Annotated in this window: 10 protein-coding genes and 1 pseudogene; 5 read left to right on the top strand and 6 right to left on the bottom strand. The window is 54.6% G+C overall.

All coding sequences use genetic code 11. The features are described from left to right. The first annotated feature begins 149 nt into the window (after nucleotides 1-149). The 5 genes and pseudogenes from H6507_07075 to H6507_07055 all read left to right on the top strand — a co-directional run bounded on the left by H6507_07075 (nucleotide 150) and on the right by H6507_07055 (nucleotide 4087). Entirely contained in the window at nucleotides 150-776 is a 627-nt protein-coding gene (locus H6507_07075) for a hypothetical protein (GenBank protein MCB9368848.1), read from the top strand. 6 nt (nucleotides 777-782) lie between these two features. Continuing rightward, the gene (cobO, locus tag H6507_07070) at nucleotides 783-1349 is read left to right on the top strand and encodes a cob(I)yrinic acid a,c-diamide adenosyltransferase (GenBank protein MCB9368847.1); all 567 of its coding nucleotides are present in this window, start codon (nucleotides 783-785) and stop codon (nucleotides 1347-1349) included. Nucleotides 1350-1420: 71 nt separating this feature from the next. Beyond that, nucleotides 1421-3340, top strand: a pseudogene (locus H6507_07065) (ATP-dependent metallopeptidase FtsH/Yme1/Tma family protein). Then, nucleotides 3294-3500 (top strand): hypothetical protein, encoded by a 207-nt coding sequence (locus H6507_07060; protein ID MCB9368846.1) that lies wholly within the window; start codon nucleotides 3294-3296, stop codon nucleotides 3498-3500. The pseudogene H6507_07065 and the gene H6507_07060 overlap by 47 nt, the downstream one beginning before the upstream one ends. A gap of 11 nt (nucleotides 3501-3511) precedes the next feature. Continuing rightward, entirely contained in the window at nucleotides 3512-4087 is a 576-nt protein-coding gene (locus tag H6507_07055) for a hypothetical protein (GenBank protein MCB9368845.1), read from the top strand. An 82-nt stretch (nucleotides 4088-4169) separates the two neighbouring features. On the opposite strand, the gene H6507_07050 is transcribed toward H6507_07055, so the two are convergent. The 6 genes from H6507_07050 to uvrA are packed head-to-tail and all read right to left on the bottom strand — an operon-like array spanning nucleotide 4170 to nucleotide 13231. Continuing rightward, nucleotides 4170-4961 carry a hypothetical protein gene (locus H6507_07050; protein ID MCB9368844.1) on the bottom strand — a complete coding sequence of 264 codons (792 nt, stop codon included), beginning with the start codon at nucleotides 4959-4961 and terminating at the stop codon, nucleotides 4170-4172. A gap of 4 nt (nucleotides 4962-4965) precedes the next feature. Further along, nucleotides 4966-5694 (bottom strand): sulfite exporter TauE/SafE family protein, encoded by a 729-nt coding sequence (locus H6507_07045; GenBank protein MCB9368843.1) that lies wholly within the window; start codon nucleotides 5692-5694, stop codon nucleotides 4966-4968. Between the two features lie 4 nt (nucleotides 5695-5698). After that, a complete protein-coding gene (locus tag H6507_07040) occupies nucleotides 5699-7117 on the bottom strand; it encodes an aspartate ammonia-lyase (GenBank protein MCB9368842.1) in 1419 nt (472 codons plus the stop codon). Nucleotides 7118-7139: 22 nt separating this feature from the next. Continuing rightward, nucleotides 7140-8171 (bottom strand): quinolinate synthase NadA, encoded by a 1032-nt coding sequence (gene nadA / locus H6507_07035; protein MCB9368841.1) that lies wholly within the window; start codon nucleotides 8169-8171, stop codon nucleotides 7140-7142. A 9-nt stretch (nucleotides 8172-8180) separates the two neighbouring features. Beyond that, complete coding sequence (locus tag H6507_07030; protein ID MCB9368840.1) at nucleotides 8181-10361, bottom strand: M28 family peptidase; 2181 nt, start codon at nucleotides 10359-10361, stop codon at nucleotides 8181-8183. Continuing rightward, a complete protein-coding gene (uvrA, locus tag H6507_07025) occupies nucleotides 10358-13231 on the bottom strand; it encodes an excinuclease ABC subunit UvrA (protein ID MCB9368839.1) in 2874 nt (957 codons plus the stop codon). Before uvrA ends, H6507_07030 begins: the two co-directional genes overlap by 4 nt. Nucleotides 13232-13443 lie beyond the last annotated feature (212 nt).

Here is a 13443-nt window from a genome sequence, read left to right as displayed (position 1 = left end):
CAGAGGCGCAACCCGCTTGGTAGGCGGTCCCGGGGAAATTCAAACCCTCATCGCGGAGGTGCTGCATGACTATGGCTTCTCGATCCGCTCGACTTCTTCTCGCGCTTCTCTTACTTGTTCCGGCTTCCTCGCTCTTGGCGCAGGGTTCCATGGGACTCTCTTGGGGATTTACCCGTACATACTGGGACGGTACGTGGTACAATGACGGCTATGCTGGTGCCGGAACCGGCGGAAACATGATCAGTCTTCGCAAAGAGCTGCCGATGTCCAATGAAACCCGGCTGTCTGTCGTCGGAAGTTACAGTTGGATGAGACATACGACCACCACTTTGCTTGAACCTGTGGTGATCGATCCCCTGACGGATCAGGTCATCTCTGGCGGTGCACTTGGCACGCAAACGGACCACACGTATTTCCGCGAAGTAGAACTCGCTCTGCTGTTGAATCACTACGTGGACAACGAAGGTCACAGCAAATTTTACATCGGCGGCGGACCTTCGGCGCGTTGGGGAGCGGCCGGCAAGAAGCTGGAAAGGCCCAACTACCACGATCCGGAAAGAGTGGATTTCTACGAATTCTATCTCGACCGGTCAACACAGACTCAAGCCGCGTGGTTCGGACTTTCCGCTCTCGTGGGACTGCGTCAGCAATGGAGCGATGACGGCATGATCTCGTTCGTAGAGCCGCGCTTGTTGTGGAGTCCGGATGGATCGGACCGCTATCAAAAAACTTTCCCGCCCGTCAATTTCATTCTTGCGATGGGCGTACTCTGGTAATTCGATTTGACTGATACTGAAACGAAGACAACCGAGCGCGAGACTCCCGAAGGTCTCGTGCTAATCAATACGGGCGACGGCAAAGGCAAAACCACGGCCGCGCTCGGCACAGTGCTCAGAGCCGTGGGTTACGGGCACCGTGTGCTGATTGTCCAGTTCATCAAAGGAAGCTGGACTTACGGTGAGATGAAATCCATCAAGCGGCTGGAACCTGAGGTGGAGTTTCACCGTATGGGCAAAGGCTTCGTCGGCATCGTAGACGACAACCTGCCGCGTGAAGAGCACGAAAAGGCCGCGCAGGATGCGCTCGAGTTTGCAATCGAAAGACTTGCGAGCGGCGACTATCAACTCGTCCTGCTCGACGAAATCTTCGTCGCGGTGATGCTGAAACTTCTGACCGTCTCTGATCTGCACCGCGTGATCGATGCGCGGCCAAAATTGACTACACTAATTCTGACGGGGCGCGGGGCTCCGCAAGAAATAATCGACCGCGGTGACACCGTGACCGAAATGAAAGAAATCAAACACGCCTACCAGCGCGGGATTCTCGCCCAACGCGGGGTGGACTATTAACCTTGAGCGAAAAACAACCCAAAAATAACGCACCCAAGAAACCGCAACCGGCTCCTGCGAAGAAATTCAACTTCTCGCTCTGGTATCTGGTTGCGGTCTTACTTGCTTTGTTCATAGCGCAAGCCTACATGGGCGGTCAACACTATGAAAAGCTGTCTTATTCAAAGTTCAAAGAACTGCTGAAAGACGACCAAATCAAGAATGTCGTCATCACGCAGGAGAATATTCGCGGGGACGCCATGCTCGATTCGGCGGGCGTCAAAGTTCAGACTCCGTTTGAGGCCGTACGTGTCGAAGATCCCGATTTGGTCAAGCAGCTTGAAGAAAAAGGCATTGACTTTGAGGGACGCTTTGATTCCGATTGGCTGAAGGGACTTTTCTTCGCGTGGATTTTGCCGCTGGGAATCATCTTCCTAATTTGGAGCTTCCTGATTCGCAGAATGGGCGGCGGCGGCACGGGCGGCTTGATGTCATTCGGTAAATCGCGCGCGAAAGTCTATGTCGAAAGCACCACCAAAATCAATTTCAGCGATGTTGCAGGAATCGATGAAGCCGTCGAAGAGCTGAAAGAAGTCGTCGACTTCCTGAAGCATCCTGCGAAGTTCCGTGCTCTCGGAGCGCAGATTCCCAAGGGTGTGATGCTGGTCGGCCCGCCGGGAACAGGCAAGACCCTGCTGGCGAAAGCCGTGGCAGGTGAGGCTCACGTACCGTTCTTTTCGATTTCCGGTTCGGACTTTGTAGAAATGTTCGTCGGCGTCGGCGCGGCGCGCGTGCGCGATCTCTTCGCGCAGGCTGCCGCGAAAGCTCCGTGTATTGTCTTTATCGATGAGTTGGATGCGCTGGGCAAAGCTCGCGGAGCCAATCCGTGGGCGAGTCACGATGAGCGCGAACAGACGTTAAACGCGTTGCTCGTCGAGATGGACGGGTTCGAAAGTTCGAAAGGCGTGATCATCATGGCCGCGACGAACCGCCCGGAAATTCTCGACATGGCTTTGATGCGTCCGGGACGATTCGACCGTCAGGTCGTGGTCGATCCGCCGAATATCGACGGACGAGAAGCGATTTTGCGCGTGCATGCCAAAGGCAAGAAGTTCGACAAAGACGTCAATTTGCGGGTGATTGCCGCGCGTACTCCGGGATTCGCCGGAGCGGATTTGGCCAATTCGATCAACGAAGCCGCGCTGCTCGCTGCTCGTCGTGGAAAGAAACTGATTGGTCAACGCGAACTTGAGGAGGCCGTCGACCGCGAAATGACGGGGCTCGAACGCCGCAGTCGTGTGATGACTCCCAAAGTCAAAGAGAAGATCGCGTACCACGAATGCGGACACGCACTTGTCGGCGCGAAGTTGCCTGATACGGATCCGATTCACCGTGTCTCAATTATTCCGCGCGGTACGTCGACCTTAGGCCATACGCTCTATCTGCCCGCCGAAGAGCAAGTCTTGATTACGAAGCAAGAGATCATCGACAAGATCAAAGTCGCGCTCGGTGGACGCGCAGCCGAAGAGTTGATCTACGGCGAAATCACGTCGGGTGCTTACAGTGATTTGCAGCAAGTGACGGGCATGGCGCGCGCGATGATCATGGACTATGGAATGTCCGAAAAACTTGGTCAAGTCGTTTACCGCAAGCGCGGACACGGTATGCAAGGCAACCCGTTTCAGGCGCAAGATGATTACTATGGTGAGAAAACCGCCGAGGCCATTGATCAAGAAGTGCGCGAACTGATTGACACGTGCTACGACGAGGCAAAGCAGATCCTTTCCGAAAATATCGATGTATTGAAAGATATGACGGCGGAATTGCTCAAAGTTGAGATTCTGGAAGGCGACGCGTTGGCCCAGTTCCTCGGTAAAGATCGGATCACGGACTACTCAGAACACATGAACGGTGCGCCAATCCACGACGAACCGGAGCACCAGGAGGAGGAAACTCCTTCCGACGATGAAGAAGATCCCGACGTCGGACAAAATCTTGACCGTGAAGGGTGATTTGAACCAAGTTCGCAATCTGCGGCAGACACTCTGCAACGGTTTGCAGCTTGCGTGGCTCATTTCAACCGCGACTTTGCATTTTGTTCGACTTACGTATGCTGATGCTCGGCCCGTGCCGGGCACATCTATTGCCCAATCGATGAACGTACCAGCCTAAGGATGAAGAAAATGTTGGCCTTAATGCTCGTTGTGATTCTCAGTGCCGCAGTATTCGCCGAAGAGAATCCACCCGTACAGATAAACTTTAATCTTGTTCAGGTCAATAAGTATCCGTCGCAAGATGAGGTGCTTGCGGGTGTGCAATCGCCCGGACAGAGAGTCGTGATCGACGTCGGTAACAGTGAAACGATGCTGCAGTATCTTGCGGCGACCGCGAAAGTTCCGATCAAGACACGGCCCATGATCGTGCAAACGCACACGGCAAGCACGCCGGGCAGCTCGACCGGAGCAATGGTCGTAGACTGGGAAACGCATCAAGTATTTGTTGCGCCCAGCGGTACTGATTCGTTTAGAGTTAGTTCGTCGCGCACGGGCTGTCCAGGTACAGAGGTCGCGCCGTCCGTGGCCGTGGCTTTCGCAACGAGAGGAGGATGGAGCGATCCGCCGATCAGGTTCGGCCCGCTTACAGCAAACACAACTTGCCCGCTTGGACACGGCTTTGTGCTCGAAGTCGTGGGACAGGGCACTATGCCGCCGCGAGTTAAGTTGGTTGAAACAGGAACGTCCTTGATGGGGAAACGATAGGGTGCAGTAGCAGACACTTGGAAAAAAAGGAAGCGGGCGATGACTAGTTCATCGCCCGCTTCGTATTTGTCAATGGCATTGTTCAGAGTTTGAACCGAATTCGTCTTAACTCCGCTTTGGATCCCGCGCCGATTTCGAATTTCGCGCCTTCCAGAGTGTACCAGTCCGCCACGCCTTGTACGGGCGAAAACGGTTTTGGCAGATACAGCACCGTACTCGGAGTTCCGCACATCCCCAACAACACGAGCCGCTCTCCTTTGGCATTGCGGCAAATGTCCATGATCATGCCGACCCAACTCTCTTTGTCGTTGCGCAGCGCGACGAGCAAATCTCCGATGGCAATGGAATCGTCGATGATCGGCAAAGTCTCCCGCCGCAAAGCGATCGCGCCCATTTCTTCCGCGACGAAACTTAGATAATGCTCGTAGTTGTCCCGGCTTCCGTTGGGCGTCGTCTGCTGTACAAACGTGAAACGGCCGCCCGATTTTTTGGGTCGAAGCCCATCATACCAATCGCTCCAACGCGCCGCCTGTCCATTGTCGAGCGGAAACGAAATATCTCCGCGGCGTCCGTGCGCCCACAAATACTCGCCCCACAATCTGACAATTCCGTCCACTCCGGCGTCGTTGGAATTTTCATAGGGTAGGACGTCCGTCTTGCCGATGACATTCTCCCCGCAGAGTACGGTCGTCCCGTCTCCTGCGAGAAACTCGCCGGGCGGTGAGAGCTTGGTTTCGCGCAGCGTCTCCGCGAAGTTGCCCGCGACTTTGCCAACGCGATTGTACCCCGGTGGAGTCGGCACGTCTCCGATGGTTTGTGCGAATCCGGCGATCGAGAATGAGATGATTCCGATGACTGCGAGAAGTAGTTTCATGGTGCTACCCGAAGAAAAATAAAAAACGAATTCCGACCGCTGCCAATACCATCAATAGAATGCCGCGGAAAAGCCGCGCGCGCATTCTTGAAACCAATATCTTTCCAAAGTACGATCCTGCCACCATTAATACCGTCAAGGGCAAAAGCAGGATGACGTCTTTCATCGTAAGAACCGACGTCCCGCCCCACACGATGGCTTTCGTCACGTGTGTGCCCGCCGCCGCAAGTGCTTCCGTGCCGATGAAGGCTTCCTTCACCAAACCATAGCGGAGAAAATACGGTGCGATGATCAGCCCTGACCCGCCGACGACTCCGCTTGAAACTCCGGCGGGAATGCCGATCCACGACATAGAACGGAGGTTCGCCGTCTTCGGCCACTGCACACGCAGAAAATTCAGGCCGACATAAATCAGCAAGTACGCTCCGAGCAATTTGGCAATCCAAATCGCCGGTAGAAACGAATAGCCGAGGGCTCCAATCGCCGCGCCGGGAATCGCCGTGAGCAAAAACGCGCGCAGCACTTGCCAGTCAATGCCCTTGCGCGCAAAATAAGCACGCGAAAAATTCCCCGCTAAGAGCAAGAGTGAAAGATACGGAACCGCCAGCCGCATGCCGACGATTTCCGCGAGTATCGGGAGGTAGACCATGCCGCCGCCGACTCCGGCCACACCGGATACGGTTGCGGCCATCAGCGCGCCTGCGGCAAGAATTATGTAATCGTGAATCGGCAAACGATCAACCGCCGCCGGCTCCGGCAGACTGCAAATCGGGATCCGTCAATCTGCGCGGCTCGAGAATCTCCTTCATTTGCTCTTCGGTGAGCAATTTGTGTTCACGAATCAAATCGACAATCGATTTGCCCGTCTTCACCGATTCCTTGGCGAGTTCGGCGGCCTTCAAATAGCCGATGTACGGATTCATGATCGTGGCCATGCCGACCGACGATTCGAAATACATCTTGCAGCGTTCGCGGTCGACGGTGATGCCTTCGATGCAGCGCTTAGTGAAGACTTCAATTGAAGTTTCAAGTATGTGCAGCGATTGCTGCAAATTGTAGTTCACGACTGGCATCATCACGTTCAAGTCCATCTGTCCGGCCTGTGCGCAATAGGCGACCGTTTGATCGAAGCCGACGACTTGATAGCAGACTTGATTCATCATCTCGGCCATAGAGGGATTGACTTTTCCGGGCATGATCGACGAACCCGGCTGAACGGCCGGAAGATAAATTTCCTGCAAGCCCGTGCGTGGGCCGCTGCTCAGATAACGCAAGTCGGAAACGATTTTGCCCAACTCGAGCGCAAGTAAGCGAAGCGCGGACGAGAAGTGCAGGAAGTCGCCCAAGCTCTGTGTAACTTCGAAGAGATTCTCGGCAGGATGAAATTGAATTCCCGTCTTGCCGGAGATTTCCTTGGCAACTCGAGCGCGATATTCCGGATGCGCGTTCATGCCCGTGCCCGCGGCCGTGCCGCCGAGGTTTAGTTGACGCAGTTCTTTTTCAGCGGCGATCAACCGCTCTTTGCAACGGCGCATCACGGAAGCATAGCCCCCAAACTCCTGACCCAAACGTATCGGCACGGCGTCCTGCAAGTGCGTGCGTGCGCTCTTGATCACATCGTCAAACTCTTTAGCTTTCGCGTCGAGCGCATTGATGGCCATGTCCACCGATCTGAGCAAATCTGGAAACTTGAGACTTAAACCAATTCGAATTGCCGCCGGATACGAGTCATTGGTTGACTGCGCCATGTTGACGTGGTCGTTCGGACTGATCTTGCTGTAGTTGCCGCGCGGCAAACCGAGCAGTTCCGCCGCCCGATTGGCCAGCACTTCGTTGACGTTCATGTTCGTCGAGGTGCCTGCGCCCGCCTGATAAGCGTCGACTACGATTTGATCGGCGAGCTTGCCTTCGAGCATTTCGTCCGCCGCCTTGATGATCGCGTCGGCCTGCTCTTCGGTCAGCAATTTCAAATCGCGGTGCACGACCGCCGCGGAACGCTTAATCGTGACATATGCCTTCACAAATACGGGATGCGGGCGGATGCCCGAAATCGGAAAATTCGCCACGGCGCGCGCGGTTTGTACGCCGTAGTAAGCATTCACTGGAACTTGAAGTTCTCCCAGTGAGTCCTTCTCAATTCTAAACTCGCTGCTCATTTTCTTTGTCTTTAAGTTCTGCTTATTCGTTGGCCACGTCTTGCGGCAACGTCAAATTGTCTCGTGTTTCGCCCGTCAACTCGAACATCCGTTCCAACGCGCGTTGCGCTTTCTTACGAACGGGCTCGTCGACGTTGATTTCAAAGCGGTTCTGCAACAGTGACTGCTCCACGTCGTCCAATGAAATCGCTTTCATGAAACGGCAAATCTTGCAGGCGCGGTAGAAATTCTTGTCAGGTACGCTGATTTGCAAAAGGTCGGACAGTCCGCACTCGGTAACGGCGAGGAAATCTGTCGCGTCACTCGCTTCGGCATAGTCCACCATGCCTGACGTTGAAAGAGCTGCATCGGCGAGCTTCAGCACGTCGTCACGGCACTCGGGATGCACCAATATCTTAATCCCGGGAATCTGCCGGCGCATCGTCATGATCGTTTCCGGCGTGATCTGGTGATGCACGTAGCAATAGCCGTCCCATGCGATCACGGTTTTGTCGGGAACGTGCAATGCCACGTGGCGCGCGAGATTTTGATCGGGGGCGAACAAAATGTGATCGCTTTCCAGCGCGCGCACGACGGAGACGGCATTCGAACTCGTGCAGCATGCGTCCGACTCGGCTTTCACGTCGGCGGTCGTGTTCACATAAGTTACGACTTGTAAGTCGGGATACGTCTTCTTCAGCTCGGCTTTGCGCGCGGCGACGTCCTGCGCTGTGGCCATGTCCGCAAGCGAACAGCCTGCAGAGAGATTCGGTAGCAAGACCGTCTTCTCAGGATTGACAATTTTCGCGGTCTCGGCCATGAAATGCACGCCGCAAAATACGATAACGTCCGCATCCTTCACTTCGGCGGCCTTTAAGGACAATCCGAGCGAGTCGCCTAAGAAATCCGCGACTTCAAAAATCTCCGGTCGCTGGTAATTATGCGCAAGTACGACGGCATTGCGGTCGCGTTTGAGTTTCTTGATTCGTTCCACAGCCTCGACCATCGGAGCCACACGTTTTTCGGTGTAATACTCCGGATCGAGGCGGCTCAGTTTTTCGTATAAGACACTCATCGTACCAAACTATCCGTTCAAAAATCTGTTCAAATTCTTTCCTGTCATGAGGAATATTTCGTCGCGCGTGAAGCCCGCTTCATAAAGTTTCGTGAAAGCCTTCTTCTGATCGCTGTCGCGCAAATCGTCAAAGGACTCGCCGAAGTTCAAATGTACGTACCGCTGGCTTCCGGCGCGAACCGTTTCAAGTTGCTCTGCGGTCGGCGGCGAGACCACGTCAATCAAAAGCAAGGCGTCGCTCGTCAGCAAAGAGTCGCGAATCTCCGCGGGGGACTCGGCGAATTGCGCGAGAGACGTCGTAACGATACCTTGCGAGCCCCACCGTTGCACGCGCGCCGATGTGTTATAGTCCATCGGAATCAGAGCATAAACCCCGTTGTCTTTCAAAGTGTTGAAAAGCTGATCGGGCATGGCCATCTTCACTGCGTCGGAAGTCGGCATCAAACTCACCATCGACAATCCCAACTTGGCAAGCGCAAGTGCGTCTTCAATGGGACGCGCACGCAAACTTATCTCAGGAATAGCCAGAACCGTTCCCCGCTTCAGTTCGCTCTGCTTTCCAACAGCATCTTTCAAGCCGGAACATACAATCTTCTTTGAATTGCAAAAAGCCAGGAAGTGCGAAATCCGGTTGACCATATCGCTCATCGGTACGTCCGAGTTGTGCGGCAGCCATGCGACTTCGATTGAACTGGATGATTTGACCGTTCCCTGCGGATCGAGAAAATATCCGTCAAGGTCGATCGTCGTCGCAAACCGGCTGATCATCTTGAGCGAATCTGAACGACTCGCCAGCGAGCCTTGACGATTGGCAAGGTTCGTAAGCAGAGCCTCAGCTTGTTCGCCGACGCTCTTGAATGATTCGACGTTCAACCACTTGCCGTCGTCACTGAATTGGTGATAAAACGGATGGCTTCCCGACGAGAAGAACGCGACGCCCGGTGCGCCGCCGCCAACGAACGGGCCATAGTCGCTTGACGCGTCACCGTCATAGCCGTATAGCTTCGGGCCTTTTTCAAGTAGTGCCAGTGAGTCCGCCCAAGCCTTCCCGACATTACCCAAGAGTTCAAGTCCGACGATCGTCGCTCCACCGTCGCCTTGCCCCACCATGTCAAAATTCAGCATCGATACGATATTGCCGAACGGAATGGTCGGATGTTGCACGAAGTACTTGCTGCCCAAGAGTCCGTCTTCTTCGCCGGTGAACCAGATGAACATCACCGTGCGCTTCATCGCGGGAGCTTCTGCAACGACGCGGGCAAGCTCGGCGACAAGCGCGCTGCCCGACGCGTCGTCGTCGGCGCCGTTGTAAACGATTCCGCCCGCAGTTGCTCCGCAGTGATCCAAATGTCCGCCGACGACAATAACTTCATTCTTCAAAACGGCGTCCGAGCCAAGTCTCACGGCAATGACATTGCTGCCGTTCTTGCCTTTAAGTTCTTTGGTCGCGACGGAGAGCGAAACTTGTTTTCCGGTTTCAAGCGGCGCGGCGCCTGAATTGATTTTGTCTTGATAGCTCTTTAACGAGAAGCCGGTGTTCTCGAGTAATACTTGCAGCACGCGGTCGCCGACATAGAGCATCGGCATATCAGGTGTGTAGCTGTCTGCCGGAATCGCGGCCCCGTTGACCGGAAAGGTGCGGTCATGCCACATGACCGCCGCCGCTCCGCGTTCTTTAGCCCAAGCGAGCGTCTTAGTGCGACTGCGTTCGTTGTCAAAACTGTATGCGCTTTTCGGTGCGCCCCGCTGAATCACGACGACTTTGCCGCGCACGTCCACGTCCCCGTAATCGTTGAGTCCTTTTTCTTCGGCGACAATTCCGTGTCCCACAAGCACTGCTTCGGCGTTGACGTACCGCGACCCGGAATGCGTGATTAGCGTGTAATCCAATCCTTGAACAAAACTGATTTTACCCAGCTCCGAGTTCGTGATCGAAAATGACGAACTCTGCTCTTGAGTGACCAGCATAGGCACTTCTTGAAAATAACCGTTCGTTCCTAACGGACTCAGTCCAAGAGTCTTGCAATAGTCGGCGACGTATTCTTCGGCTTTTAGTCCGCCCGGATGCCCTGACCTGCGCCCCTCATATTTTTCGCTTGAAAGTTCGTTTGCAAAATCGTATGCGCGCTGTGCGTCGAATGCGAAAACAAGCGAGCTTATCGCAAGAAAAAGTACAATACATTTGATCAAACGCTGGCCTCCGCCTTCCGCTTCTTGTTTGAAGTCTTGGAGCTGTTGCGTCGCGCCGCAAGTTCGAGGTTCAAATATCTGCCCGTGTGACTCAATTTGTGCTTCGCGACATCTTCGGGCGTTCCCGCCACCAATATTTCGCCGCCGCGCTCGCCGCCTTCCGGACCCAAGTCGATGATCCAGTCGGCAGTCTTGATCACGTCGAGATTGTGTTCGATTACGAGCACCGTATTCCCTCGATCGACCAGCGTGTGCAGCACTTTGAGCAAGAGCTTGATGTCGTGGAAGTGCAGCCCCGTCGTCGGTTCGTCCAAAATGTAGATTGTGCGGCCCGTAGCGACGCGCGAAAGCTCAGTCGCGAGCTTCACGCGCTGCGCTTCGCCTCCGGAGAGCGTCGTAGCCTGTTGACCGAGATGAATATAACCCAATCCGACTTCTTCAAGTGTCGCAAGTTTCCTTGCAATCGAGGGCATGCTCTCGAAAAACTCGCGCGCTTCGGAGACGCTCATCTCCAGCACGTCGGCGATAGACTTGCCTTTCCACCGTACTTCGAGCGTTTCGCGGTTGTAGCGCTTCCCGTGACAAACTTCGCACGGCACGTATACATCGGGAAGGAAGTGCATCTCAATTTTGATAATGCCGTCGCCTTGGCAATTCTCGCAACGACCCCCCTTCACATTGAACGAGAAGCGCCCCGGTTTGTATCCGCGAATCTTTGCCTCGGGAAGTTGGCTGAAAAGATCGCGGATTACCGTGAAGAGTCCCGTGTACGTTGCCGGATTCGAGCGCGGCGTGCGGCCAATCGGTGATTGATCGATGTCGATCACCTTATCTAGGTATTGCAATCCCGTCAACTGGCCATACGGAAGCGGCGGCTCTTTCGAGGAATAGAATCGCTGTGCCAACGCGCGGTATAGAGTCTCATTGATCAGCGAAGATTTTCCTGATCCCGACACACCCGTCACCACGGTGAACGTTCCCAGCGGTACATCCACAGAAACATCTTTCAAGTTGTTTCCGCGCGCGCGCCGCACACCCAAACTTTTGCCAATTCCCGGTCGCCGTTCCTGCGGCACCTCAATCGCATCGAGTCCGCTCAAAAATCGTCCGGTCAAAGATTTCTCATCCTTCGCCACTTCAAACGGTGTTCCCTCGGCGACAACTTTTCCGCCGTGACGACCCGCTCCGGGACCCAAGTCCACGACGTGGTCGGCGGCTTCGATGGTGTCGCGGTCATGTTCGACGACGATGACCGTATTGCCGATGTCGCGCAGTCTTTGAAGCGTCGCAATCAGTCTATCGTTATCGCGCTGATGCAAACCGATTGAGGGCTCATCAAGAATGTACATCACGCCCGTCAATTGCGAGCCGATTTGAGTCGCCAAGCGAATGCGCTGCGCTTCGCCGCCGGAAAGACTTCCCGCCGCGCGATTCAATGTCAGGTAATCCAAACCGACGTCAAGCAAAAAGGTCAAGCGCTCGCGGACTTCCTTCAAAATCTGCTTGGCGATGATCGTGTCGCGTTCGTTCAGATCGAGTCCTTTGAAAAAATCGTGCGCGTGACCGATAGAGAGGTCGCAGACCTGATTGATGTTTTGATTGTTGACCAGCACGGCCAGAGCTTCGGGTTTCAGCCGCGCGCCGCCGCAGGCAGGGCAGGGGATGTTGCCCATGAAGTCTTCAATCCACTCGCGAACTTGCGTCGACGACGTCTGTTGATAGCGGCGCATCAGATTGGGAATCACGCCTTCCCATTTGCCCATCGTCTCGAAGCGCGACTTCTGTCCTTCCCAAACGAAAGCGACTTCCTTCTTGCCCGAGCCGTAGAGAATGATTTGCTTATGTTCCGCTTTGAGCTTCTTCCACGGCACGGTCAAGGGAATCTTGAATTTCTTGGCCGTGGCTTCGAGCATGTTGCCGTACCAGCCCTCCGCGCCGCCGGACAACGTCGACACCGCTCCTTCTTCGATCGAGAGTTCGTCGTTCGGAACGATTCGCTCCGGGTCGATCTCCATCTTGAAGCCGAGTCCCGTGCAGCGCTCGCAGGCGCCAAAGGGAGAGTTGAAGCTGAAGAGTCGCGGCTCGACTTCCTGAATCGAGATATTGCAATCGGGACAGGCGAAGCGTTCACTGAAGATGCGCTCTTTCCGGCCTTCAATCGCCGCGATCAAAAGTCCGCTGGAGAGACGCAGCGTCGTTTCCACTGAGTCCGTCATGCGCGAACGCAGACCGTCTTTAATCACAAGTCGGTCCACCACGACTTCAATCGTGTGACGGAGTTTCTTGTTCAACTCGATCTTCTCGTCGAGCGAACGAATTTCGCCGTCCACGCGCACGCGCACAAATCCGTCGCGCTGGATGTTCTCGAAAATATCCTTGTACTCACCCTTGCGGCCCGAAACGACAGGCGCGAGCAACTGAATCTTCGTGCCTTCAGGGAGCTGCAAGAGCGCGTCGACGATTTCCTGCGCGGTCTGCCGCTGAATCGGTTTGCCGCAGTTCGGACAATGCGGTTTGCCGATGCGCGCATATAACAACCTCAAGTAATCGTAGATCTCGGTGACCGTCGCAACGGTCGAGCGTGGATTGCGAATACCCGCTTTCTGTTGAATTGAGATCGCGGGCGAGAGGCCTTCAATCGCGTCCACGTCCGGCTTTTCCATCAATCCGAGGAATTGCCGCGCATATGCCGAGAGGGATTCCACATACCTGCGTTGTCCCTCAGCATACAACGTATCAAATGCTAAAGAGGACTTCCCGGACCCGGAAATGCCAGTAATAACAATCAATCGGTTGCGCGGCAGGTCGAGAGACACATTCTGAAGATTGTGCTCGCGGGCTCCGGAAATGCGCAGGAAAGGGGATTCCATCTATTTGTTTTTGTGAGTCTTAATGTGAACTCTAAATGTACCGAAAAATCCGCCGATAATCAAGATAGGAGGAAGAACTCTCCGCCTCTCGGCAACACTTTCCCTCGGCAAATTCTGCTTGACAAACTCAAAATCCATTGTTATATTGCGCAAGCCTATGGCAAATCACGCAGTATCCTACCATTTTAGCGTAGGTTGTAGTCGAACTTGCT

Source organism: Calditrichota bacterium (assembly GCA_020637445.1).
Taxonomy (GTDB): Bacteria; Electryoneota; RPQS01; order RPQS01; family RPQS01; genus JABWCQ01.
Note: the sequence above shows the minus strand (reverse complement) of the source record. Positions and strands in the feature narration are given on the sequence as shown.

Excerpts from the sequence above, each read along its gene's own strand:
- H6507_07050 (MCB9368844.1), bottom strand. The coding sequence starts at position 4,961 with ATGAAACTACTTCTCGCAGTCATCGGAATCATCTCATTCTCGATCGCC.
- uvrA (MCB9368839.1), bottom strand. The coding sequence starts at position 13,231 with ATGGAATCCCCTTTCCTGCGCATTTCCGGAGCCCGCGAGCACAATCTT.
- H6507_07060 (MCB9368846.1), top strand. The coding sequence starts at position 3,294 with ATGAAGAAGATCCCGACGTCGGACAAAATCTTGACCGTGAAGGGTGAT.
- H6507_07075 (MCB9368848.1), top strand. The coding sequence starts at position 150 with ATGGGACTCTCTTGGGGATTTACCCGTACATACTGGGACGGTACGTGG.
- nadA (MCB9368841.1), bottom strand. The coding sequence starts at position 8,171 with ATGAGTGTCTTATACGAAAAACTGAGCCGCCTCGATCCGGAGTATTAC.
- H6507_07055 (MCB9368845.1), top strand. The coding sequence starts at position 3,512 with ATGTTGGCCTTAATGCTCGTTGTGATTCTCAGTGCCGCAGTATTCGCC.
- H6507_07040 (MCB9368842.1), bottom strand. The coding sequence starts at position 7,117 with ATGAGCAGCGAGTTTAGAATTGAGAAGGACTCACTGGGAGAACTTCAA.